The sequence below is a fragment of the Enterococcus malodoratus ATCC 43197 genome (genome assembly GCF_000407185.1).
GTDB classification, from domain to species: Bacteria; Bacillota; Bacilli; order Lactobacillales; family Enterococcaceae; genus Enterococcus_A; species Enterococcus_A malodoratus.
Window position 1 is genome coordinate 1,294,434 of the sequence record NZ_KE136481.1, and the last position, 23,759, is coordinate 1,318,192.

A 23,759-nucleotide genomic window follows, 5' to 3' on the forward strand; every position below is an offset into this window, starting at 1 on the left:
ATATAATTTGCATGAACAAGTTTTAAAAAGAGCATACTGTCTTAAAAATAACAAATTCCACTTATTGTTTAATGTTTTTTCGAATCAACAAAAAAGCCGTGTAAAAAATATACACGGCTCAATCATTCTTATTTACTTGTCACTTCACCAATAATCTCATTGACTTGAACATCTCTTGGCTCGGCTAATTCAAAGCCTTCGACCTTATCCATATTCGTCAATGCCACGATCATATCAGTTTTCTTGCCTGCCGCAGCCACAGCTGCTAAATCAACCGTCGCGATCATTTGCCCTCGACCGACTTGTTGGCCCGCAGTTACATAAACCGTAAATGGTTTGCCAGCTAGATCTACGGTATCTAATCCCATATGCAACAGAACTTCAATTCCTGTAGGCGTCGTAATTCCCACCGCATGCTTCGTTGGGAAAATATTCGAGATGGTTCCAGCAACTGGAGCGAAAATCTCACCAGAAGTCGGCAATACCGCATAGCCGTCACCCATCATTTTCTCTGAAAAGACATCGTCAGAAACTTCAGTGATCGGCACCAAACGACCTTTCGCTACCGCATACAAGCTTTGTGCCTTAGGCGCTTCTTCAATTACGGTTTGTTCAGCCACTATGTGTGTGCCTCCGCTGCCGCCATGCAATCGACTCATCTCATCAGCTACGAATTGGACTTCTGTTCCCACAATGACCTGGATGTTCTTTCCATCAATCACCTTCACACCGGGAACACCCGTAGCCTTTATTCTGTTTTGATCGATCGTTCCTGTATCCAGAACCTGCAGACGAAGTCGAGTCGTACAGTTATCGATCGCGGTAACATTTGCAGCACCGCCTAAAGCGTCATAGATTCTTTGAGCCATAACTGCATGTTTGCTATCTCCGTTTGTTGCAATATCTGGTGTCTCTTCTCCATCGCCTTCTTCACGCCCAGGAGTCATTAGATTGAACTTAGTAATGGCGAAACGGAAACCGAAATAGTAAATAGCAGCAAAAACTAGTCCTTGTAATATCAGCATAAATGGTTGATTAGCCACTGGATTTTTTAATGATAAGAAGTAATCAACAAAACCGGCACTGAATGCGAAACCGGCAGTCCAATGGAAAAAGGCACTTACCGCCAAAGATAACCCAGTAAAGATTGCATGCAATACATATACCGGCCACGCAACAAACATGAACGAGAATTCTAACGGTTCGGTTACACCAGTAAAGAAAGAAGCAAAAGCCGCTGCGATCATTAATGACGCTGTGATTTTTTTCTTTTCTGGGCGGGCACATTGGTAAATTGCCAACGCTCCTGCCGGCAAACCGAACATCATTACAGGGAAGAAGCCAGCTTGATACATGCCTGTTTTCCCAACGATCGCTAACCCTTGATCAATCGCTTGTTGCCCAGCAAGGAAATTCCCGATATCATTGATTCCGGCAACATCAAACCAAAATACAGAGTTCAACGCGTGATGCAGACCGGTTGGTATCAGCAGACGGTTGAAGAAACCATACAGCCCTGCTCCAATAAATCCTAATCCTGAGATTCCTTCACCTAAACTAACCAATACGTTATAAACAACTGGCCAAATAAATAACAACAATCCCGAAATAACCAGCATACCTACGGCCGCCATGATTGGTACTAAGCGTTTTCCGCTAAAGAAGGATAAGGCCATTGGAAGCTTAACACCGCTGAAGCGATTGTACATTTCCGCTGCTACCAGCCCAGCAATAATACCCACAAACACGTTGTTGCCCATACTGTTGAAGGCAGGATTGACATCGGCGATATCCTTGATTCCTAATAATGCCTGAACCGAAGCCGGTGCCAAAACTGCTTTAGGTACAAGATAGGCTACTAAACCAGCCAATGCGGCTGCCCCGTCTTTATCTTTTGACATTCCTAATGCTAAACCGACTGAAAACAATAAGGCTAAATTATCTAAAATTGCTAAACCACTATTCATTAAGAATGTCGTTACGACGTTGGTTACACCCATCCCAACAATCCAGTTGGCGATCCCAACTAAAATCGATGCTGCTGGTAAAACCGCCACTGGTAACATCAATGAACGACCCATACGCTGCATGTATGCTTTCATATTTACACTTCTCCTCTATGTTCTTTTACTTTACGCAACCGTTCTACATGGATGGCGACATAGCCCAATTCCTCTGTAGTAATTGCCAGCTGATAACTTTTCATCAAAAAAACACGTATCTTTTTTGCGACTTGGTAGCTCTCGGGATATTTATTTCGCACCATTTCAATAATCTCCTGGTCTAAAACGGCGTAGCGCTGCTTCTGATAACGCTGCAGCAACAAGCGTAAATGATTGGCCAGACGAGAATAATCCAACGCGGTTTCTTTCGAACGAATGTCGATCTCAAGTTCCTGCTCAATCAAATGGATCACATCAGAAATAATCGTGACTTCTCGAATGCTGTCATGGTTATTGTTTTTACCTGTCCGAGCACTATGGATATGGATAGCGATATAGCCCGCTTCATCATAGCCGTAAGGAATCTCTAGCGTTCGATTTAGATAATCCACCGCCCATTGGGCAACTCCGAATTCTTCGCTATAAAGAATTTCAATTTCACTCAGCAGCTTGTTGCGGACAACAATGCCGTTCGCAATATTTTGCGCTGCAAAGGCAATATGATCCGTTAATGAAATAAAGATATGTTCATTCAACTTTTCCATCAGGACGGTCTCTGCATGATCAATAATCGCTTCCGCAGCGAAAAAATATTCTTCATTAATTTGATTCAACAAAGTCTGTAATTTCTGTTGTCCTTCCGGTTCCATCACAAATAATCGTTCGATATCACGAGGAAAAAGCAAATCGTTTCTTTGTTTGCTGAATCCGACGCCTTTACCGATAGCAATTTTTTCTTCTCCGTGATCGTCTACCAATACTGCATTTTGATTTAGTATTTTTTTGATTTTCATTGCTTGTCCTCATTCTGCAGAATAATTTCACTGTTTTGACTAGTTATTGGCCAAATAAAAAGGCATGGAAAGAAGCACAAGGAAGCTCCTTGCGTCTCTTTCCATGCCTAGTATAATCTAGTCACATGAAACAGTATTGTTAACACTTTGAATTGTATAGACCAATGACCGTTTTGTCAACTTCTTTTTAGTATTTTTTTCAAATAGATTTGATTTTTTTGTATTTTTCGCATAAATTCTGGATTTCACGATAAATATCTTGGCACATCGCTTGATCCTTTGCATTGGCGCCGCTGGCCAATGGATGACCGCCTCCGTGATAACGCTTGGCCAATTCATTGATGACCGGCCCCTTAGAGCGAAGGCGAACACGATAGTAGCCTTCGGGCTGTTCCACAAAAACTGCCCATGCCAGCACAACATCGATCGTTCCCGGTAAAGGTACAAGCGACGCTGTATCCGAATCCTTGATCCCATATTTGTTTAAGATGGCTTGATCTAAAAAGACATAACCCGCACCATTTTCATCGATTTGCAAGTTCTGATAAAGATACCCCGACAACTTAGCAACATCCAATGAAATTTGATCGAGCTCGCGATTTAGTTTTGTCGCATCGAAACCAAAATCCAACAACTTGGCTGCAATTTGTAAGGTATGGGAAGTGGTTGCAGGATATAAAAAGCGCCCAGTATCCCCAACGATTCCGCCGTATAATAAGCGCGCCGCATTTTCTGTCACAACCAGATTTTCAGTAAATGCCAAGTCCGCGATGATCTCACTGCAGCTGCTGGCTTTAGTATTGACCCATAGCAAGTCGCCATAGGGATCATCATTAGGATGGTGATCGATTTTGATTAATTTGTCACCTAGATTATAGCGATCATCACTGATTCGCGGTGCATTCGCTGTATCAGTCACAATCACTAATGCACCTTCGTATAAGTCGTCAGCAATCTCATCCATTTCCGCGAGAAATTCTAAGCCCTCTACCGGACCACCCACTTGATAGACTGTTTTTTCTGGGAACGTTGCGCGCAATATTTCGGCAAGTCCGCACTGTGAACCTAGCGCATCAGGATCAGGACGCATATGGCGATGAATAATGATGCGGTCGTATTGTTGAATTGTTTGTAAAATTTCTTCTGTAATTGTCATACAACTTCCTCTTTCTAAGAACGCTCCATCACTTGGCAGACGACGATCGCTTTAGCTACGATCACATTGTCGATATAAACTTCCAAGTCAACTTTTGCCGAGCGTCTTCCTAGTTCTAGTGTTTTCGAATGAATCTCGATCTCGCTTTCCAATTGAATCAAACGTAAATAATGCAGATTCATTTGTTCGATCAGAGTGTTGCGCCGCTGATCCATTAAAATACTTCGTTGAGCCACGTTCGCTACAATCTCGCTAAGTACCCCAAAGGAGATTGTTCCAACACTATTGACCATTTGCGGAGTCACTTCAAATTTGAAGTAAGGATTTTCCAGCAGATTGTCTTCCCGATCCGTATCAATCGTCACGATGTCTCCAACAATTTGATCAGAGATCGTATTAGACATTTGCGGTTGCCGTTGAACGAGCTGCATCGCCTTCATTACATCTTGACGGCTGACCATCCCAACTAAGGAAAGATCGTCTTTCACCACCGGCATCATCTCAAGTCCATCCCAAATCATTTGATGACTGACCGAAGCCACACTCATGCTTTGTTTAACAACATTTGGATCGCGCGTCATTACGCGGTCAATTACTTGATTGTCGGCTTTGCCTAAAACATCTTTTGCCGTAACAACACCTAAAACCCGCATACTTTTATTTACAACTGGAAAACGTGAATGACCTGTTTTTTCGGACAAACGATGATAATTTGCAATCGTATCACCGGATTGTAAATAAACTGTTTTTTCTAACGGCATATAGATGTCGCTAACCTGCATGATATCTTTTTTAATCAATTGATCGCTCAAAGCTCGATTGATCATTGTCGCTACAGTAAAGGAATCATAGGTTGTACTCAAAACAGGTAATTCTAAATCATCGGCAAGTTTTGCAATCTCTGGTGTTGTGTCAAAGCCCCCGGTAATCAAGACCGCGGCACCATCCTGCAAGGCCAATTTTTGCGCCCCTTCGCGATTCCCGATGATCAATAATGATCCCGGTGTAATGTAACGGCGCATCGCCTCTTCAGTCATGGCACCGATAACAAATTTGTTCAAGTCCTTATCCAACCCATTAGATCCGCCTAAGACTTCGCCTTCAATGATTCGGACTACTTCACCGAAAGTCAGACGTTCGATATTTTTTTTCAATTTCCGTTCGATCCGAATCGTACCCACACGTTGAATGGTCGAAACCAAACCAATGTTTTCCGCATCCTTGATCGCGCGGTAAGCCGTCCCTTCGCTCACACGCAAATTTTTTGCAATACTGCGAACGGAGATGCGTTCTCCCACTGGCAGATTTTCAATATGTTCCAAAATCAAATCATGTTTTGTCGCCATAATTTCCTCCCGCTATAAAATTTATCTATTATAGTAGTACAGCTTAGCAAAACTAGTATAACAGAGTGCCTATAAAAAAAGAAGTCAACCGTTACCATTCAAGTAACAATCAACTTCTTTTGTACTAATAAGCGTCTTAATTTACTGCTTTTTTTCTGAAACGAACGAGCGATATTACTAAAGCTGTAGCACAAATCGCTAAGGATGCGATGAATGTCACACGCATACCGAAAATAAAAATATCTGGCCGGCCATCGATATAGGTCGTCACCCGTCGACCATACGAAACACTCATACCACCATATAAAATCGTCGTTGATAAAGCAATCCCGATAACCATGCCTAAATTGCGGGCAAATGAATTCATACTGCCGGCAACACCAAGATTTTCTTTATCTACGCTGCTCATAACGATCGTATTATTCGGTGATTGGAACAAGGCATTCCCCATCCCCATAATCGCCGTTGCCAAAACATAATACCAAATCGGGCTCAGTTCATTCATGAACACGTACATTAATTGCGTGATTGACAACAGCAGCAGCCCCATCAGCACTAGTTTTTGCGGACCGATTTTATCCGTCAAATAACCGCTAAGCGGAGAGCCGATGACCATTAAGAATGGAAAGACCATCATCAATAATCCTGCGTAACTAGCTGTTAATCCACGAGCGTTCTGCAAGTAGAACGGCATTACTACATTCACAAAAAAGTTCGCTGAAAAAATCAATAACGCGGTTATTAAACTCATCGTAAACATTTTATTCTTCAAAATGCTGAAGACTAATAATGGGTTTTCTTTACGTTTTTCCACTTGAATAAATAGGATGAAAAATACAATTGCGACAGCCAGCAGACTAAGCGGCAAAGCATGGATGTATCCAACCTCTTGTCCGATAAAGACTGCTCCGAAGAAACTCATGATCGTTATCGCAAAGGTTGCAAAACCCAGCCAATCGATTTTCTTTTTGGACATCGTAATATCCTTCGGCAAAAATTTTTCTCCGATCAAAATTGTTAGAATCCCTACCGGAACATTGATCCAGAAAATATACGACCAAGAGAAATGCGCCAAGATCAATCCGCCAATCCCGGGACCTGCGATCGAACCTAGAGAGACAAATGCACCGATTGCGCCTAACGCTCTTCCACGTTCTTTCATGGGAAAAACCTCTGTTGTGATTCCAGTATTCGTCGCCATCGTCATGCTGGCACCGATTCCTTGGATAACTCGGCCAAAGAGCAGCATCGCCAACGAATGATTAAAACCGCACAATAAAGAACCCAACGTGAATATGATCGTACCGATTCGATAGACCTTGATCTTCCCAAAACTGTCGCCGACTTTTCCGAAAAGCAGTAGACAAGCACAAACGACCATCAAGTATATGGATACGACCCATTCTGCTTTATTCATCGGCACAGCCAAATCTCGTGAGATCGTTGGCAAAGCAATATTTACGATACTAGAATCCAACGTGGACATGAAAGTAAACATGGCGACTGATACTAAAATCCACCAGCGATTCTTTTGAACCACCGAATCTTCTTGATAAGTTTTCATTAAAAGACTTCCTTCCGTTACAGTTAGCTTCGTACAGTCGACATCGCTTTTTCAAAATTCAGAAACGATGCTCTCTTCGCGCAAATGTCATTCAGCTAAAACTGCATGAACGCCATTTGTCAGCGACGAAAAACTGAACTGATAAAAATTAACCATAGTTATTCTATAGGAAAGTCTCCCCCAAAAGCAAACCAAAATAAAAACGAGAGATTACTCTCCCGCTTCTTCACTATATTTTCCGTGTTCACGATCTTCAAAAGTCATGAAATAGCCATTCGTAATCCTTTTTTCATACACATGATGACAATTTGGACATTCTACCGGCATCGATTCTTTGGGATGCTCTTGAACATTCAACACTTCATCAACAAAAAAATAGGTACCGCAATTAGGACATTTTAATGGTTTTTCCAACATATGACCAACCCTCTCTACATTTTCTTCTACTTCAATAATACTCCTTTTTCGCGAAAAAACAGAGTGGGAGGTATCAAAAAAACTTCTCCCGCAAAAAAATGCTGGGAGAAGTTTTTGATTTTAATTATTTACGGCGTCCGCGACGTTGGTTCGCTTCCATGATTACTGGTAAAATCACGGGACGACGTTTGGTTTGTTCAAACAAATGACGGCTCAGCTGATCGCGAATGTCTTGCTTTAATTTGCTCCATTCAAAATCATCGGAATGCAAATGTTTTTCTACGATTTCACTAGTCGTTTCTGCACTTTCCTTAATCAAATCACGACTGGCTTTGATATACACAAACCCGCGTGAGGTAATTTGTGGTGCAGATACGATTTTTTTCAATTTACGGTCGATCGTCACTACGACAACAAAAATTCCGTCGTCTGACAAAACTTTACGATCGCGTAAAACGATATTGCCAATGTCACCGACTCCGATCCCATCGATCATAATGTTATCTGCCGGTACACTTCCAGCAGCGCTCATGTGTTTATTTTTATATTCCAACACATCGCCGCGGCCAGTAATGAAAATATCCTTGAACGGAATGCCTAGCTCATTGGCTAAACTAGCATGAGCGGCTAACTGACGGTATTCTCCTTGAACTGGAATGAAATATTTTGGTGACATAAAGTTCATCATCAATTGCAGATCACGAGGGTTGGCGTGGCCTGAAACACGTAAGTTTTCAGAAATGCTCTTCACGACTCCGCCCGCACGATAGATCATATCTTCCGTTTTCGCAACAGTCGTTTCCATCGCAATCGTTGGTGTAGTAGTAATATACACCAAATCACCATCTTCGATCTTCACATTGCGATGCGAACGATTCGCCATTTTTTGTAATGACTTGATTGGTTCTCCCATACGGCCAGTCTCCAAGATGATCAATTCTTCTGGTTGATATTTCTTCATCTCTTTGACAGTTACCAGAATATCTTCCGGCACTTCTAATTTTTTCAGACGCATCGCTGTTTTAATGATGCGATCCAAATCTTGACCAGTCAGCACCACTTTGCGTCCAGCTTTTTTCGCTGCATTCAAAATTTGCTGTACCCGCTGCAGATTGCTTGCCACACTGGCAACGATGATTCGACCGTTCCACTCGTTGATGGTATCGAAGACTTCGCTAGCAATTTCTCTTTCAGATGCTACTTGAATCGGATTTTCTGCATTAGAAGAAGAACTCAACAACGCTAGAACACCTTCAGAACCAATTTCAGCTAAGCGACGATAATTAGTGGCATACATCGGAATTGCCGTTGGATCAAATTTGAAATCACCGGTGTAGACGACAGTTCCTTCTTCCGTTTTCAAACTGATCCCAACCGAGTCAGGAATAGTGTGCGTCGTACGGAAGAAACTAATTACCGCCGTACCAAAATCGATCTCCGTATGCTCATCGATCACATGAAAATCCTTGAAGCTTTTGCTTTCTTCGTTTTGACTCACGTTTAATTTTGCTAATTCGATCGTCAATTCGGTTCCGAAGACCGGCACCGCCACTTCAGAAACCAAATAAGGCAGTGCTCCGATTGCATCGGCATGCCCATGCGTCAAGAAAACCCCCGCTACACGATCTGCATTTTCAATTAAATAGGTAAAATCAGGAATGACAACATCGATTCCTAATAATTCATTTTCTGGATACTTCAGTCCACAATCTAGGACAAAAATATCATTATCCACCTCAACCGCGTACATGTTTTTACCATTTTCACGTACTCCGCTGAAGGGAATTATTTTGACTGTACTCAAAATATCCACCTCTCTAGTTTATTTATCTATTGTTTCAGCGTACTCAGACCCCGTAATCAGTTCGGTCTGTGCCAATACTCATTAGCTATTATACATGAATTGTTGGAGAAACGCTAAAACCCTTGATCTATCGACCTTTTAAGGATATTCATTTTGAAATTGCACCAAGATTGCACCATTAACATGTTGCTAAAAACCGTATATCTCCTCGATTGCCGTGGGCTATATTTAGATTTTTCATCGTTGGTTTTACTTTGATCACACCTTTTAATTTTGATGCAACTTCAAAATTGCTATTGGGATAAAGATGTCCATAAGTTCCTAAAGTAGTTTGGATATCTTCATGCCCTAATCTATCTTTGATGATTAATGGATTTTCTCCCATCTGAATCAACAATGATGCATGTGAGTGCCTTAAAGCATGAATTTTAATTCTATGAACTCCTGCAATAGCAGAATACTTAATAATCGCATCTCTTACCGTATGATTTAATGTCGGTTCTCCATTATAGCTTAAAACAAATCCAGTTTTAACGATAGATTTTTGCACATCATGCCAAATCTTGAGGATTTCTAAAGTGTCAGCATCTAAGGCGAGAGTTCTCAAACTTGATTTTGTCTTAGGTTCCACAAACTTATATTCGTTTACCCTTTTGTAATATAACGTCTTATTGATTCTTAAAACGCCAGTTTCAAAATCAATATCTTCCCATTGAACTGCCGTCGCTTCACCAATTCTCATCCCCGTCATGAACAAAAGCCATAGTGACACATACAGATAATGCTGGAAATAATCTTCCAAATAGAAACATGAAATTACTTTTTCAAATTCTTCTTTTGTCCAAAAATCAATTTCAGCTTTTCTATTCTTTACATTTCCAACAATTTTAGAAGGATTTCTTTCAGTAAGCCCTAAGATCATAGCTCGTTCCAAAACCATTGTAAGAAGTCCTTGAGTAGTCCGTACATAGGATGGTTTTAGTGTTTGAGAAAGTTTTGACTGCCATCTTTGAACATGGACAGGTTCAATTTCATTAATTGAAAAGCCATTAAAGTATGTGAAATGTTTATTGATCACCTTTTCTTTGTAATCATATGTTTGTGGCTTCACTTTCACTTTATACCAAGGAAGAAATATCTCTTCAAGAAAATTCTCAAAAAGCATGGTAGCCTTATTCTCGGTTGAATTATCTGGACCTTCCAATATAATCTTTGATAAAGCCATTCTCGCTTCTTTAATCGTTCGAAACCCACTCATATATTTTTGGATTCTTTTTCCTTTTTCGTTGTATCCTAAATTAGCTCTAAAATAATAGGTTCCGTCTTCACTTTTCTTTATTATTTCTTTTGATTTTGCCATAGTTCTTGCTCCTCACTTTCATAGGTACAAAAACTAATCATTACTACATAATTCTGTAAAATTGATTCCTAAAATCTCTTCCACAGCCTCGCGAGGAACCCGATCAAGTTTTTTTGATTCGTAATAAGTATGTCCTTTATCAATCATCAAGTTCTTTGCTCGTTTAATGATGTCTGCTGCAAAATATTTTCCATAGCCTAATTCAACTAAATCCTTTTTTGTAACAGTAATCATATTACCCCTTTCTTTACAGGCTATAGACTTCAATTCCCGTAATTATTATAGCAGGTTTATCAAGGTTTTAGCGCTGTAACACTCTATTATTATCCATTTCATAATCATTATCTCTGTTTGTAATAGGCCTGATGAACTAAAAATATTACTTCGATATTTTAAAATAAAAAATTATACTTTTCTTTCATCAAATTACCGGTTCTGTTGCGAAGTTTGAAAATCAAACGCGCCCTCTCTGAACTCCAAATATCTTAGGCTGTTATTCCCATTAATACCTTGATTTCAGTAGACACCGAAAAGCCGAAGAGCGTTCCATTTCTTCGGTTCTTTTTATATATTCCTCGAATGGTCTCCATGCCCTTAATCGTGGAAGAGGCTGTACGGAGACTTTGATAAAATTTATTTCGTCGTTTAATAGGTCGATGGTCTTGTTCTATTAAATTGTTAAGATACTTCACAGTTCGGTGCTCTGTCTTAGTATATAAACCCACACTCTGTAACTTTCTAAAGGCGGAGCCAAGAGAAGGTGCTTTATCGGTCACAATTGCTTTCGGCTCACCAAACTGTTTATGGAGTCGTTTTAAGAAAGCATAGGCTGCTTGCGTATCCCGTTTCTTTCGTAACCAGATATCTAAGGTTAAGCCGTCCGCATCAATTGCACGATAAAGATAATGCCAACGTCCCTTAATTTTGATATAGGTTTCGTCCATTTTCCATGAATAGAAGGATTGTCTATTTTTCTTCTTCCAAAGATAATAGAGGACTTTGCTGTACTCTTGCACCCAACGATAAATCGTAGTATGACAAACATTTATTCCACGATCATATAACAATTCCTGAACTTCACGATAGCTTAGATTGTAACGCAGGTAGTAACCAACAGCGACAATAATGACGTCTTTTTTGAATTGTTTGCCTTTAAAATGATTCATTACTCTGTCCTCTCTGTCTTTTTTCTCAATTTTACACTAAAATAGATTTTTTGGAAAACTTTGCAACAGAACCGGAATAGCTACTCTTCAAGATCAAGAGCGTCCAATCATCCACTCTGATCGTGGCGCTCATTATCGATGGCCAGGTTGGATTGAACGAATGAACAAAGCAAACCTGTCTAGGTCCATGTCTAAAAAGGGGTGCTCACCAGATAACTCAGCGTGCGAAGGTTTCTTTGCACGATTAAAAAATGAGGTGTTTTATCAGCGTGATTGGAAAAACACAACAATTAATCAATTTATAAATCAATTGGATGACTACATCCATTGGTATAATAATCAACGGATCAAGTTATCTTTAGGAGGACTAAGTCCTCTTCAATATCGGAAAAAGCAAGGATGTATTTGTTAAACATGGTCCAGAAAAACATCCGCACCCCCTTTCCTACATTTTAAAGGTGCCGTTGACAATAGTATCAAAATTTCCAATATTTCTACAGTTATATCTAAAAAATCAAACATTCCTAAATCAATCGTAATACTTAGGAATGTTTGATATATAAGTACTATTCTATTGCATAGTTATCTTTTTTTATATCTTCTGCTAACTGTTTTTTACTGTCCAACTCTAGATACATTGTTTATCCAAATCAGCATCTTATTCACTCAAAATACGAATAGGATTTATCTTAATCATTTTATTAAAAGCTGTTTCACTAATTACTTTTAACAATTCTTCTTTCAAACTTGTTAAAATATAGGTAAGACCTGGAGTCCCTCCATAAGTAGGTAAATATTTTTTTCGCCCCATGTCACCTGAGAGACAAATCTGATTCTCATAACCAGCATCAACTAATCTTTTGATTAATTGTACTCGATCTGCATCATGATTCGTCAACTCTCTACCAATATGATCCATACAAATACTTGCTCCTGTTTCACATATTTGAGCTAAATAATGAAAATCCTTAGTTAAATCTACATGACTCAAACAAATACTACTTGCATTTGCACCGTTCTTTGTTAAATAATCAATTTGCTCCAATCCCATCGTTCCATCATCACAATGTGTAATAATAGGAATCCCTGTTTCTTTTTGTACTTGTCCGGCTATCGCCAAAATTCTTTGTTCGGCAAATGTAACCTCATTTTTACTAGTACCTACTTTCATTGCTCCTGGCAGAAGGCTTTGTGAAGTAACTCCACGGGTTATTTCAGAATAAAGCAACTCAAAAACCTCATTATCATTGAGTGTAGTCAACCATTTTGGCTGAAATTCCTCTTTATGAAATCCCGTAACAAATAATACATTCACTCCAGTAGCTTCAGCTATCATTTTCAAAGCTAACGGGTTTCGTCCATAATTAATTGGTGTTAAATCAACAATAGTATTTCCACCAACTTGCTTAAAAGCCATAACTTCCGCAATACTATGATAAATATCATCCAATGTATAATCTTCGTATTTTCTTAATTCATTAGGAATAACATATAAATGTTCATGAATAAATGTTGTGCCCAAAGAATGGGTTTCAATTGGACCTATAACTGTATTAATCATGTGCTCATCCCCTACCATTCAGCAATTGTACCGTCATAATTTTTCCACTTAGGATTCGTCCACACTAAACCTTCTTGTGCAATTTCTTTCACTCGATCTTCATCCATTTCTAACCCTAAGCCTGGTTTTGTTGGGAGATTTACAAAACCGTTCTTATATTGGAAAATCTCCTTATTCTTCACAAAATCTAATAAATCAAACCCTTTATTGTAATGAATACCTAAGCTTTGTTCTTGAATAAACACATTTGGTGTACAGGAGTCAACTTGTAATGTAGCAGCTAAAGCAATCGGACCATAGGGAGCATGGGGTGCAACTGCTATATCATAAGCTTCAGCCATCGCAGCAATTTTTCTTGTCTCTAAAATTCCTCCACATAAAGCTACATCTGGTTGAATGATATCAATTGCACCTTGTTGAAGAATTGATTTGAATTGCCACCTTGTATACAAACGTTCCCCAGTTGCTAGTGGTACGGCAACTGCATTTGCTACTTCACTGAAATGTTCTTCATTCTCTGGCAAAACCACTTCTTCTAAGAACATTGGATGGTAGGGTTCTAGCGCTTTTGCTAAAACCTTTGCCATTGGTTTGTGAACACGACCATGAAAATCAACACCAATGCCCAACGCATCTCCAAAATGTTCTCTAATTGAAGCAACACGTTCCACTACTTCTGCTACTTTTTCATAAGAATCAATGTAATGTAATTCTTCTGTCGCGTTCATTTTCACAGCAGTAAAGCCACGATCTACTCGATCTTGTGCCTGTTCTACCACTTCAGAAGGGCGATCGCCACCAATCCAAGAGTACACTTTGATTTTATCACGGGCTGCCCCACCTAGTAGTTCATAAACTGGTACATTTAATGCCTTCCCTTTAATATCCCATAAAGCCATTTCAAGTCCAGAAACAATCGTTCCATTAATAGGACCACCTCGGAAAAATGAACGGTGCATTTCTTGAAAAAGACGTTCAATTGCAAATGGATTTTGACCAACTAAGAAACGATTTCCTATTTCATACGCTCCTGCAACAACTGTTTCAGTCTTAGTTCCAGAAATCATTTCACCCCAGCCTTCAATTCCTTCATTTGTAGAAACTTTGACAAAAATCCACCTTGGTTTTACTTTATAGACTGTAATTTTCGATATTTTCACTGTATGCCCTCCTGAATTTTAGAAAATATTTGAAATAAATTCAGCAATTTTCATTAAGATAAAACCAACAATATGCGTTCCTGCATCTTCAGTAGATATCTGTGTCATTCCCGCTGGTAATTGAAATCCACCAGCTAATGCTAATTGTGTGTGTATTCCTGCCAAATTAGTAGCTATTAGGAGCACACAAGCAGTTATAATTGTAGTTGAAAGAATTCCTCTAATAATATTTCCTTTTGAAAAAGCAACTGGCCATGCAGATAACCACATTGCTTGATAAGCAATATCTGAAATAGGTAAAAGTTTGTTTCCTGGTAAAATAGCTGCTAACACTAAAGTAATAGGAACCATAATAATACCAGTAGCAATAGCACTTGAATTGGCAACAGTTAATGCAGCATCTACACCCATTGTAAAATTATTTCCTGGAAATTTGATATTCAGGAATTTTTTAACAGAATTAGCAAATGGTAACAAACCTTCCATCAATATTTGCATCATCTTAGGTGTTAGAACCATTGTTGCAGAAGTGCTCATTCCAACAATCAATACCTTATCAACAGGTTCTTTTGCCAACAAACCAATAACTAATCCAATGACAAATCCCATAAACATTGGTTCACCGACAAATCCAAAACGTTCTTGAATCTTTTCAGGACGAGCATCTACCTTTTTTAGACCCGGAATGTGATCCCATAATTTATTAAGCAACCATGCTAAAGGAGCCCAACCAACTGAATTAGCTGTTGGAAAATTAACCCCTTCTAATTCAAAGTACTCTTCTACTAATGGTGTTGTCCAGTCAGCAAGTTTGAAACTAATAATGGCGTCAATAGCTCCAAAAATCACAGCCAATATAATATTTTTATCCGTTGCATAATAAACTAAAGCAGCCACAAAAATATAGTGGTTATAACTCCAAAAATCAACCATTACTGTATTTGTCTGTCTAAAAATTAACATCAGAACATTAATTCCTAAAATAATAAAGACCATTACTGCTGCAAGAGGAAACGACCAAGTGGCTGCTGCACGAGCTGGCCAACCAACATCCATGATACTTGTTTGAATTCCCCAGTTTTTAACCATTAACTGCACAGAGGGCCCTACTTGTGAAATAAACCAATTAATAATGATATTTACACCAGCAAAACCAATACCCACAGTTAATGCTGATTTCAATAATGTGTTCAACTTAATTCTAAAAAATAATCCTAAAATCAAGATAATGATAGGCATCATAATCATCGGACCCAAACTTGAGATCCAGTTTAAAGCATCAATGACAATATTCATTTTTCACCCTCCTAATCAAGCTCTTTCAATGCTTCTAATACTAAAGACTCAGATTTTTCTTCATTCACTCCCGTAACAAATGGTGTTCCGGGTATAACTTTGATTCCTTTGGTTACATTTTCTTGCAGTTTTCCTGTAGGAACGATAAAGTCAATTTGATTTGATTCTAAAGCACCAGCTACTTCTGAAAATTTTAGTTGCAAAATTCGAGGTTCTGGTAATCCATTCGTTTTCGCTATTTCCCGAATCTTATTAGCTGCCATTGTAGATGTAATCATTGATGATGCACATGCGACGATAATTGTTTTTTTACTCATTGTATTTCCCTCCAATTTATTTATTAAATGCAGTTAAAACTTCAGTTTTACTTTTTGCTCCCAGAATTGCTTGTAAAAAATCCTGATTGGTAACTTTGTTCATCAACTCCTTCAATAATTGCGGTTGCTTATCGGGACTGTCAAATAAAAGTTGAATAATAACATTCACTGAAACCGTTTCTTCGGGATCATCCATTCGCTGAAAAGGCAAACTATCTTTAAGAACGGATACTAGAATAGCGGTAACATTTGATAATTGATAATCTGTATGGGGAATCGCGATTGATTGTTCCCCAATATATAACCCCGTTGGATAAGTTATTTCTCTTTTAGTGATTGACTCGAAATATCCCTCCTTTACCATGTTTTCTGTCATCAGTTTCTTTGTAATCTTTTGAAAGTACTCTTCTTGATTTGAAAAACTTTGATTTAACAAAATATTTTTTTCTTCTAATTTAATGAGACTCATCTTCTTCACTTCCTACTTCAGCTAGTTTATCTAAATATGATTGAATTGATTTTCGAATAGCTTGTCCGTTGCGATTTTGTATATCAACTTTTTGAAACATGCTTGATCCTACACCAAAGTACATAACTCCTGCTTTTTTAAAATCTGCAATATTATCAATTGTCACCCCTCCAACTGCCATTAAAGGACGTATACCAAAAGGGCCAATCAATTGCTGAAAGTATGTTGGTCCCACAGTGATTGCTGGAAAAATTTTCACAATATCGGCGCCTCCATCAAACATGACTTGAATTTCCGATGGTGTAAAAGCTGAAGGCACAGTTACCACCCTGCGTTCTCTAGCCAAAGAAAAAATTGCTGTTGAAAATTTTTGTGGTCCTAATAAAAATCTCGCACCACTATCAATTGCTTGATTTGCTTGAGAAAATGTTAAAACTGTCCCTGCACCAATCAATAATTGCTGCCCAAATTTTTTGTTCCCTTCTGTTATGATATGTGTAAAGTCATCATTATTAGTTGTTACTTCAATTCCTACTGAACAATTCATCGCTGCCAATTCTTCCATGACAAACATCGCCTCTTCAAAACTATATCCTCTTAAAATGATGGTTAATTCAGGAAAATTTGTTATTGACATATTGCTTCCTCCTTAAAAAAATTTTTTATTTTTTTTCTCACTTCATCTTCCGTCGTGCAAAGAAGTATTTCTTGCTGATATTCCTCGTCCTTAGAAAGTTGTAGTAATTGGTTAATCGCAAGTAAATAATTTTCCTTCTTTCCAATTGCAAAAGGGGAAATAAAATGGATAGGCCTATTTCCAGGAAAAATAATTGGATCAACTGATATAAGTAACGAGCAACCGCCCTTGATTACCCCATTTTCTGGCGATGAATGTGGAATAGCAATACGATTATTAAGAAAATAATAAGCCTCTTCATCCGCCATTTGACTCATTAAAATAGTCTGATAGTTCTGATTAATTACCTGCTCCTTTAATAAAGGCTGACAAGACAATTCCATCGCGTTCTGCCAAGTAAGTTGTTTCGTAGATACAAGAATAATCCCTTCAGAAACAAGCAATTCCACAAAAGATATCTTTTGTTCCTGTTTACTTTGACGATCTAGATATATTAGTGAATTTGCATAATTAATTAAAAATCTCTCAATATCAGTTTGTAGACTTTCTTCATTTTGAACAGCAGAGTAACGCCTAATAATTTCAGTAAGGTTCCTAGTCTCTTTGCTGATATTATTCGTAGAAAAATCAATGAGTACACGGTTCCGCAAGCGGTTTTTTTCTTCTTCGTTCATAATCGGTTGTATAATATATAATGGAATTTCACTTTTCAAGGGTTGATTGCTAAAAATCAAATCAACATCTTCGACAAACTTATCCATCTCTCTGACCGAAGAACTAGCAACAAACTGAATATCTGGAAAAATTTCTTTCAACGTTTTAGCCATTACATTGGCCATAATCAATCCATTGCTACATACGACGATTGCCTTTTTTCTAACATGTGTTTCGATAATAGAAGAATTTAATAGCTCCGAACAAAAATAAACAGAAATCAAATATAATTCAGTTTCAGGAATCGTCTTACGCAAAAATGCTTCCAAAGGTACAATGGATTCTTTAACAAAATTAAGTACCGCACTAACTTCATGGTTTTCCTTAACAATTTCAGCTAAATCATCTATTTCAAATGGTAATTCGTAGCGAATTCGATAGATTGCAGGTCGTAAATGATTCATCAATCGATTGATCAACTCTTCTTTATTACTAATCCGAATAGCTGATTTACTTTGAAATAAAGTAATCATCTCCATAATTACTTGATAGATCCTTGAATCTAAAATTTCAAACTCATTTGAAATTGTATTGAATGATAAAAACAGAAGCGTCAACCATTCATAATCTATAGCTATCTCAGCGTGTTGATAATGTTGATCAATGCAGTTTCGAATCATTTGAAACTCATCTAATTCCTGTAAATCATAACTAAAATCAATCTGTTCTTTCGTCCTTCTTTTAAAACTAGAAAGTGATAAACCTATCAAATAATAAAGTTTGGTTAGTGAATTATCAGAAAATTTCAATTTAAAAGTTTGTTCGTAGGTGTGAATAAAAAAACTAACAAATTCCCTTTCTTCAGAAAAGAGTGACTCAAAACGGTTAACTGTTGCATGCCTTTCAAATAAATAATTGAAAACTTCTAAGAGCAATGTATGAAGCTTTGCCATGCTTGATTCAATCATATAGCCATTTTGGGGATCGAATATCAAAGTGTAGTCTGGTGGCAACTCTTTTTTTATTTTAGAAAAGTCGTTTCTAGCCGTATTTTTACTGATACCAATAAACGCCATTATTTCTTGGGTTGTCACTTTTTTGGGGTTGGCTAGAATAAATAACAGTTCCGAATATCTTCTTATCTCACTATAAGCCAAATCATCGTTTATATATTCAGGAATCGTACCTTCTTTAAAAACCATTGCTTGATTCATGTATATCAAAAGTTTTTGAAGATCATTGGCTTCATATAACCACTCCCCTGAGTTACTTCGCTTTATCAGACTCAATCCATGAAGGGATAATTCATCATTAATTTTTTTTATAGAGTAAGTTATCTGCCTAGTCGAAAAATGTACTAATGATTTCAATTGTTGAGAGTTTGTCACATGTGATCGTACAATGGTTTCTAACAGTTTTAAATCTTTTGTATTCACATTCATCTACCTCCCTGAGTTAAATATAACCGCTTACAGTATTAATTGGAATATCCAAAATTTGTCAAACCTTGGCTTAAATCAGACAAATGCCAGGCACTTCTTTAATTTTTTATCTTATGCACCATCAGAATGGTGTGGAGTACCAACCAGATTATTAGGCACGCGTGTCATAATTGAAGCAACTGTTTGTGAATCAGGTTCTGTTGCGAAGTTTGAAAATCAAACTTCGCAACAGAACCAATCATTCAAATCATTAGCTGGTGTCAGAGTCTGAATTCCCATGTAACATTGTTCACCAGTAGAATAACTTTCTTCTACGCTACCTAAATGCATAATGATAGCATTGGTTTCAGATATAATATCAACGATTTTATCATATTCATCCTCAGGGTTTCTAGATTCAACAGTTACTTCAAACGATATTAAATTATTATATTTAGGATCTATATTAATTGTAGTAGTGGCATTCTCATCCATTTTTGATATCTCAAATCGTAACAAGTTTACTATTGATTCTTCCACAGTTACATTATATACAGCATATCCAAAATAATTTATTGACATTAATGACATCACATACTCTCCTTTTTATTGGCTCATTGTAATTCAGTAACTGTTCCATTGTTTACTATAAATAACGAATACCATAAATACATTCTTCGTGCATAAATGATAAAATTTTTGATTCATTGCTAGATTGGTTGCTATTATAATACATAGATAGCAGTTCATTAAATTTTGCAAATTTTGTTTCGGGAATGGATAACAATCCTAGCCCTTGGCTAAACATGATCTTATTAGCAGTTAACAATGCAGTTCTTTTATTACCGTCCCAAAATATTTGATTTTTCGAAATAAATAGAAACAGCCGCAGGGCTTTTTCAGTTTCTGATATATCCTGATTCATTATCTCATCATATTGATTATTTACCTCGTCTTCAGTTAACATTGGTGGCACATATATACTTTGAATGGTCGATACTTCTACTCCGCCGGTTCTTATTTCACCAGGAAAAAGGGCATCTTCCGCTGCAACGATCCGATTAATCCGCTTACTTGTCTCTAACAGGGGCTCCTGTACGTCGTTTAAAAGCAATTCAAAGCCTCTTTTTAAGTTAACGACGGTTAGGACATCATCTACGGCCACGTTATTGGCCCGATTATACTTAATAATCTCTTCTGTTTGTAATAGCGTTGTATTCAATCCTTCAAATTTCCCCGCATTGTACACCAGTTCCACAATGTTTTTCTTCAATAAATACACAGACTCTTTGCGAGATAAGTGGTATTTATCAGGAAATGTAGGCTGCATTTCTTCGTTCATTTTCTCACCTCTTGAATTTTTCCTTCTATTATATAGGGTATTATTCTGTCATAAATCCAAACTCTTCACTGCGGTATCTTTGTCTTCCTGAGTGATCCCAATATAGCGTATAGTCTCCCGTTGTGAAGAATGGTTGAGTAGCGACTGAATGATCTCTGTTTTGGTCCCTTGCTTGTACAAAAAATAGCCGAAGGTCTTGCGCATCGAATGGGGACCAATTTCTTTCAACCCAACCGCCGTTCCTGCTTCATGAATGATCCGCCAAAGGCTTTGTCGGGTCAAAGGTGTATCTGCTCCTTTTCGACTTGGAAACAAATAATTGCTGAAGTCTTGTACTTGCAGCTGCTCAGGAAATTCGGATTGAACATAATCAAGAATCACTTTTCGTAATTTGTTCGAAATGAAGACCGAATTGTGTTTAGCTGTTTTTTGTTCCTTCATGGCCAGACGTTCTTTGACAATCACCCGACCACGGGAAATTTCTAACACGTCACTTAATTTTAACTGTCTTAAATCGGAGATTCGATACGCCGTATTGATTCCGATCGAAAAAAGCACCAAATTTCGTTGCCCATATTTTCCGGAAGCTAAAATTGCCTTCATGGCATCGATCTTTTTTTTATCGCGAATCGGTTCCACGCTCTTCATTTTTAGTCCCCTCTCAAATGTTACTTAATATAATTATAACAGATAATAAGTCACATTTAAACAAGCTATGGAAAAAAGGCCCTAAAAGAAAAGTGATTTCCTCTTAGAGCCTCTAAGGATGGAGCGGTTTTAACGAATGTGACAGAATCGGTTTGTGTTACATTCGATAGAGTATCAAAAAGAGATAAAGAAGTTGGATATTCTTTCTCTCTAACATTTTCAAAACTTATTTAGCAGATTCTTTTTTTATTCTTTCACCATAGATTTGTTTAATTACATAAATTGCTATAAACAAAGCAAACATACTCAGTAAGCCAAACATAATTTTTTGACTATTACCTGTTAAATTACTTCCAACATACGAGTAGACAATAGTTGCTGGCAACTGCCCCAATCCTGTAGCAATTAGAAAGGGGATAGGTTTGATCGCTGTTAGTCCAGCAGCATAACTGATGAAATCAAATGAGATAAAGGGCAACAATCGGCAAACAAGTATCGTGTGTTCTCCATAACGATCAAAATATTCATCTAATTTCTGCAATGAAAAATTTTTATTTAGTTTCTCGACAAAATCTCTTCCAGCAATTCGAGCAATGTAGAAGCACAGTAACGCCCCAGCCATTGCGCTGCTCCAGGAAAGGATTGCACCTTGCCACCAGCCAAATATCGCTGCGTTTGCGAACGTAATCAGAAATGCTGGCAGAGGAGCTATGACGGATTGAAACATCATTAGTAGAAATGAAATCAGAATTGCCCATGCACCAAATGATTTAATATAACCAATGATACTCTCCACACTCATAGATCGGAACAGCATTAATACCTGAGTAAGCTTTGATTTAATAGCTGGAACATATAGGAAACACACGATACCTATCACTATCAATAAGACTAGAATAATTCTAGCTACTTGTTTTTTACTCAGTTTTTTCATTGTTTCTCTACATCTTCTACTTTAGCCCAACGATAAAATGAGCCATCATAATTCTTAACATTTTTAAATCCGCACATATCCATGACCAATTGTGTATAAGCAGAACGGATACCCGCAGTACAGTAAGTGACAATTTTATCATCTTTCGATAATCCAGCATCTTCAAAAAGTTTAGTTAATTGGTCATTGCTTTTAAGTGTGCCATTTTTATTGAATAGATCAGTATATTTCACGTGAATCGCGCCAGGAAGGTGCCCACCTTTTGCTTCACCATATAATACTTCACCATCGTATTCTTTATCCTCACGAACATCTACGACTTTGTAATCATCGTAATCCGCCTTAAGTTCATCTGTTTTGATCATATGATCTTGATTAATTGAGTCGATCTCAACATCGACAGGTTTTAGTTCTGTACCGCCTTTATTCGTTTTAACTCCGGCATCTTTAAGTGCAGAGAAGCCTCCATCAACCATTTTTACATCTTTATATCCAGCAGCAAGAAGCTCCCATGCAATCCGACCATCATCTCCCCAGCCTTCTTGAGCAGAAGCAAATAATACAACCTCTTTCTCCTTTGCAATTCCTTTCTCACCTAGATGTTCAGCCAGCTTTTTAGGCTCTAATACTAATCCCCAATTCTCATCACCAGAAGCACCATTCTCCACATCCGATAGATATTGCCATGTCATCGGAACAGCTTCTTTCACAGTCCCTTTTTTAGCCGCATCTTCACCGCGTGCATCGATTAAGATAATATCATCTAAATGGTCCTTCACATAATCGGTTCTGTTGCAAAGTTTTAAATCTACTATCAAATAAGGTAGAATAATAGAAAAAGATAGCAGGAGGAATGACGATGAATCATTTTAAAGGAAAGCAATTTCAGCAGGATGTGATTATTGTAGCCGTGGGCTACTATCTTCGTTATAACCTTAGCTATCGTGAAGTTCGAGAAATCTTATATGATCGTGGCATTAACGTTTCTCATACGACGATTTATCGTTGGGTGCAAGAATATGGCAAACTACTCTATCAAATTTGGAAAAAGAAAAATAAAAAATCCTTTTATTCATGGAAAATGGATGAAACGTACATCAAAATTAAAGGAAAATGGCATTATTTGTATCGAGCCATCGATGCAGATGGTTTAACCTTGGATATTTGGTTACGTAAAAAACGGGACACACAAGCAGCCTATGCTTTTCTTAAGCGGTTAGTGAAGCAGTTTGATGAACCGAAGGTTGTAGTCACAGATAAAGCCCCCTCTATTACAAGTGCCTTTAAGAAACTAAAAGAATACGGCTTTTATCAAGGGACAGAACATCGTACCATTAAATACCTGAATAATTTGATTGAACAAGACCATCGTCCAGTAAAGAGACGCAATAAATTCTATCGAAGTTTACGCACTGCCTCTACCACGATTAAAGGCATGGAAGCCATCCGAGGATTATATAAGAAAACCCGAAAAGAAGGCACTCTCTTCGGGTTTTCGGTCTGTACTGAAATCAAGATATTATTGGGAATCCCAGCTTAAATCATAGATAC

Annotated in this window: 23 protein-coding genes and 1 pseudogene; 2 read left to right on the top strand and 22 right to left on the bottom strand. The window is 37.9% G+C overall.

The features are described 5' to 3' along the window. Positions 1 to 128: 128 nt before the first annotated feature. The 10 genes from nagE to I585_RS06555 all read right to left on the bottom strand — a co-directional run bounded on the left by nagE (position 129) and on the right by I585_RS06555 (position 11,769). Entirely contained in the window at positions 129 to 2,102 is a 1,974-nt protein-coding gene (gene nagE, locus I585_RS06510; protein ID WP_010743188.1) for an N-acetylglucosamine-specific PTS transporter subunit IIBC, read from the bottom strand. Between the two features lie 2 nt (positions 2,103 to 2,104). Further along, entirely contained in the window at positions 2,105 to 2,956 is an 852-nt protein-coding gene (locus I585_RS06515; RefSeq protein WP_010743187.1) for a PRD domain-containing protein, read from the bottom strand. 199 nt (positions 2,957 to 3,155) lie between these two features. Further along, positions 3,156 to 4,112 carry a DHH family phosphoesterase gene (locus I585_RS06520; protein WP_010743186.1) on the bottom strand — a complete coding sequence of 319 codons (957 nt, stop codon included), beginning with the start codon at positions 4,110 to 4,112 and terminating at the stop codon, positions 3,156 to 3,158. Positions 4,113 to 4,126: 14 nt separating this feature from the next. Then, positions 4,127 to 5,458, bottom strand: a complete 1,332-nt coding sequence (locus I585_RS06525; RefSeq protein ID WP_010743185.1) for a DRTGG domain-containing protein — start codon at positions 5,456 to 5,458, stop codon at positions 4,127 to 4,129. A gap of 136 nt (positions 5,459 to 5,594) precedes the next feature. Continuing rightward, the gene (locus tag I585_RS06530) at positions 5,595 to 7,022 is read right to left on the bottom strand and encodes an MFS transporter (protein ID WP_010743184.1); all 1,428 of its coding nucleotides are present in this window, start codon (positions 7,020 to 7,022) and stop codon (positions 5,595 to 5,597) included. A 210-nt stretch (positions 7,023 to 7,232) separates the two neighbouring features. Further along, on the bottom strand, positions 7,233 to 7,439 hold the full coding sequence (locus I585_RS06535) for a zinc ribbon domain-containing protein (protein WP_010743183.1): 207 nt from the start codon (positions 7,437 to 7,439) through the stop codon (positions 7,233 to 7,235). A 124-nt stretch (positions 7,440 to 7,563) separates the two neighbouring features. Next, on the bottom strand, positions 7,564 to 9,243 hold the full coding sequence (locus I585_RS06540) for a ribonuclease J (RefSeq protein WP_010743182.1): 1,680 nt from the start codon (positions 9,241 to 9,243) through the stop codon (positions 7,564 to 7,566). Between the two features lie 178 nt (positions 9,244 to 9,421). Continuing rightward, positions 9,422 to 10,603, bottom strand: coding sequence for a site-specific integrase (locus I585_RS06545; RefSeq protein WP_010743181.1), 1,182 nt, complete (start codon positions 10,601 to 10,603; stop codon positions 9,422 to 9,424). A 33-nt stretch (positions 10,604 to 10,636) separates the two neighbouring features. Then, positions 10,637 to 10,837 (bottom strand): DUF3173 domain-containing protein, encoded by a 201-nt coding sequence (locus I585_RS06550; RefSeq protein ID WP_010743180.1) that lies wholly within the window; start codon positions 10,835 to 10,837, stop codon positions 10,637 to 10,639. Positions 10,838 to 11,088: 251 nt separating this feature from the next. Further along, positions 11,089 to 11,769: an IS6-like element ISS1N family transposase gene (locus tag I585_RS06555; RefSeq protein ID WP_002319817.1), complete on the bottom strand. Its 681-nt coding sequence runs from the start codon at positions 11,767 to 11,769 to the stop codon at positions 11,089 to 11,091. A gap of 88 nt (positions 11,770 to 11,857) precedes the next feature. Between I585_RS06555 and I585_RS22870 the strand changes: the two are divergent. Continuing rightward, positions 11,858 to 12,181: pseudogene (locus I585_RS22870) on the top strand (transposase); the annotation flags it as partial. A 246-nt stretch (positions 12,182 to 12,427) separates the two neighbouring features. Here I585_RS22870 and I585_RS06560 read toward each other — a convergent pair. The 12 genes from I585_RS06560 to I585_RS06615 form a co-directional block, all read right to left on the bottom strand. After that, positions 12,428 to 13,330, bottom strand: coding sequence for a phosphotriesterase family protein (locus I585_RS06560; RefSeq protein ID WP_010743179.1), 903 nt, complete (start codon positions 13,328 to 13,330; stop codon positions 12,428 to 12,430). Positions 13,331 to 13,341: 11 nt separating this feature from the next. Further along, positions 13,342 to 14,490 carry a galactonate dehydratase gene (gene dgoD / locus I585_RS06565; RefSeq protein WP_010743178.1) on the bottom strand — a complete coding sequence of 383 codons (1,149 nt, stop codon included), beginning with the start codon at positions 14,488 to 14,490 and terminating at the stop codon, positions 13,342 to 13,344. A gap of 18 nt (positions 14,491 to 14,508) precedes the next feature. Further along, positions 14,509 to 15,786, bottom strand: coding sequence for a PTS galactitol transporter subunit IIC (locus tag I585_RS06570; protein ID WP_010743177.1), 1,278 nt, complete (start codon positions 15,784 to 15,786; stop codon positions 14,509 to 14,511). An 11-nt stretch (positions 15,787 to 15,797) separates the two neighbouring features. After that, on the bottom strand, positions 15,798 to 16,103 hold the full coding sequence (locus I585_RS06575) for a PTS sugar transporter subunit IIB (RefSeq protein ID WP_010743176.1): 306 nt from the start codon (positions 16,101 to 16,103) through the stop codon (positions 15,798 to 15,800). Between the two features lie 16 nt (positions 16,104 to 16,119). Continuing rightward, a complete protein-coding gene (locus I585_RS06580) occupies positions 16,120 to 16,572 on the bottom strand; it encodes a PTS sugar transporter subunit IIA (protein WP_010743175.1) in 453 nt (150 codons plus the stop codon). Next, a complete protein-coding gene (locus tag I585_RS06585) occupies positions 16,559 to 17,209 on the bottom strand; it encodes a bifunctional 4-hydroxy-2-oxoglutarate aldolase/2-dehydro-3-deoxy-phosphogluconate aldolase (RefSeq protein WP_010743174.1) in 651 nt (216 codons plus the stop codon). The genes I585_RS06580 and I585_RS06585 overlap by 14 nt, the downstream gene beginning before the upstream one ends. Then, positions 17,200 to 19,299, bottom strand: a complete 2,100-nt coding sequence (locus I585_RS06590; protein ID WP_010743173.1) for a BglG family transcription antiterminator — start codon at positions 19,297 to 19,299, stop codon at positions 17,200 to 17,202. Before I585_RS06590 ends, I585_RS06585 begins: the two co-directional genes overlap by 10 nt. A gap of 222 nt (positions 19,300 to 19,521) precedes the next feature. Beyond that, a complete protein-coding gene (locus tag I585_RS06595; protein ID WP_010743172.1) occupies positions 19,522 to 19,875 on the bottom strand; it encodes a hypothetical protein in 354 nt (117 codons plus the stop codon). A 55-nt stretch (positions 19,876 to 19,930) separates the two neighbouring features. Further along, positions 19,931 to 20,626 (bottom strand): Fic family protein, encoded by a 696-nt coding sequence (locus tag I585_RS06600; RefSeq protein ID WP_010743171.1) that lies wholly within the window; start codon positions 20,624 to 20,626, stop codon positions 19,931 to 19,933. 48 nt (positions 20,627 to 20,674) lie between these two features. Beyond that, a complete protein-coding gene (locus I585_RS06605) occupies positions 20,675 to 21,274 on the bottom strand; it encodes a tyrosine-type recombinase/integrase (protein ID WP_010743170.1) in 600 nt (199 codons plus the stop codon). Between the two features lie 226 nt (positions 21,275 to 21,500). Next, positions 21,501 to 22,208, bottom strand: a complete 708-nt coding sequence (locus I585_RS06610) for a TVP38/TMEM64 family protein (protein ID WP_010743169.1) — start codon at positions 22,206 to 22,208, stop codon at positions 21,501 to 21,503. Beyond that, positions 22,205 to 22,987, bottom strand: coding sequence for a sulfurtransferase (locus I585_RS06615; RefSeq protein WP_010743168.1), 783 nt, complete (start codon positions 22,985 to 22,987; stop codon positions 22,205 to 22,207). The genes I585_RS06610 and I585_RS06615 overlap by 4 nt, the downstream gene beginning before the upstream one ends. Before the next feature lie 80 nt (positions 22,988 to 23,067). Between I585_RS06615 and I585_RS06620 the strand changes: the two genes are divergently transcribed. Beyond that, entirely contained in the window at positions 23,068 to 23,748 is a 681-nt protein-coding gene (locus I585_RS06620; RefSeq protein WP_002332296.1) for an IS6-like element IS1216 family transposase, read from the top strand. Positions 23,749 to 23,759 lie beyond the last annotated feature (11 nt).

Excerpts from the sequence above, each read along its gene's own strand:
- I585_RS06595 (WP_010743172.1), bottom strand. The coding sequence starts at position 19,875 with ATGTCATTAATGTCAATAAATTATTTTGGATATGCTGTATATAATGTA.
- I585_RS06610 (WP_010743169.1), bottom strand. The coding sequence starts at position 22,208 with ATGAAAAAACTGAGTAAAAAACAAGTAGCTAGAATTATTCTAGTCTTA.
- I585_RS06585 (WP_010743174.1), bottom strand. The coding sequence starts at position 17,209 with ATGTCAATAACAAATTTTCCTGAATTAACCATCATTTTAAGAGGATAT.
- I585_RS06545 (WP_010743181.1), bottom strand. The coding sequence starts at position 10,603 with ATGGCAAAATCAAAAGAAATAATAAAGAAAAGTGAAGACGGAACCTAT.
- I585_RS06555 (WP_002319817.1), bottom strand. The coding sequence starts at position 11,769 with ATGAATCATTTTAAAGGCAAACAATTCAAAAAAGACGTCATTATTGTC.
- I585_RS06525 (WP_010743185.1), bottom strand. The coding sequence starts at position 5,458 with ATGGCGACAAAACATGATTTGATTTTGGAACATATTGAAAATCTGCCA.
- I585_RS06570 (WP_010743177.1), bottom strand. The coding sequence starts at position 15,786 with ATGAATATTGTCATTGATGCTTTAAACTGGATCTCAAGTTTGGGTCCG.
- I585_RS06575 (WP_010743176.1), bottom strand. The coding sequence starts at position 16,103 with ATGAGTAAAAAAACAATTATCGTCGCATGTGCATCATCAATGATTACA.
- I585_RS06620 (WP_002332296.1), top strand. The coding sequence starts at position 23,068 with ATGAATCATTTTAAAGGAAAGCAATTTCAGCAGGATGTGATTATTGTA.
- I585_RS06580 (WP_010743175.1), bottom strand. The coding sequence starts at position 16,572 with ATGAGTCTCATTAAATTAGAAGAAAAAAATATTTTGTTAAATCAAAGT.
- I585_RS06530 (WP_010743184.1), bottom strand. The coding sequence starts at position 7,022 with ATGAAAACTTATCAAGAAGATTCGGTGGTTCAAAAGAATCGCTGGTGG.
- I585_RS06560 (WP_010743179.1), bottom strand. The coding sequence starts at position 13,330 with ATGATTAATACAGTTATAGGTCCAATTGAAACCCATTCTTTGGGCACA.
- I585_RS06600 (WP_010743171.1), bottom strand. The coding sequence starts at position 20,626 with ATGAACGAAGAAATGCAGCCTACATTTCCTGATAAATACCACTTATCT.
- I585_RS06535 (WP_010743183.1), bottom strand. The coding sequence starts at position 7,439 with ATGTTGGAAAAACCATTAAAATGTCCTAATTGCGGTACCTATTTTTTT.
- I585_RS06550 (WP_010743180.1), bottom strand. The coding sequence starts at position 10,837 with ATGATTACTGTTACAAAAAAGGATTTAGTTGAATTAGGCTATGGAAAA.
- I585_RS06605 (WP_010743170.1), bottom strand. The coding sequence starts at position 21,274 with ATGAAGAGCGTGGAACCGATTCGCGATAAAAAAAAGATCGATGCCATG.
- I585_RS06515 (WP_010743187.1), bottom strand. The coding sequence starts at position 2,956 with ATGAAAATCAAAAAAATACTAAATCAAAATGCAGTATTGGTAGACGAT.
- I585_RS06520 (WP_010743186.1), bottom strand. The coding sequence starts at position 4,112 with ATGACAATTACAGAAGAAATTTTACAAACAATTCAACAATACGACCGC.
- nagE (WP_010743188.1), bottom strand. The coding sequence starts at position 2,102 with ATGAAAGCATACATGCAGCGTATGGGTCGTTCATTGATGTTACCAGTG.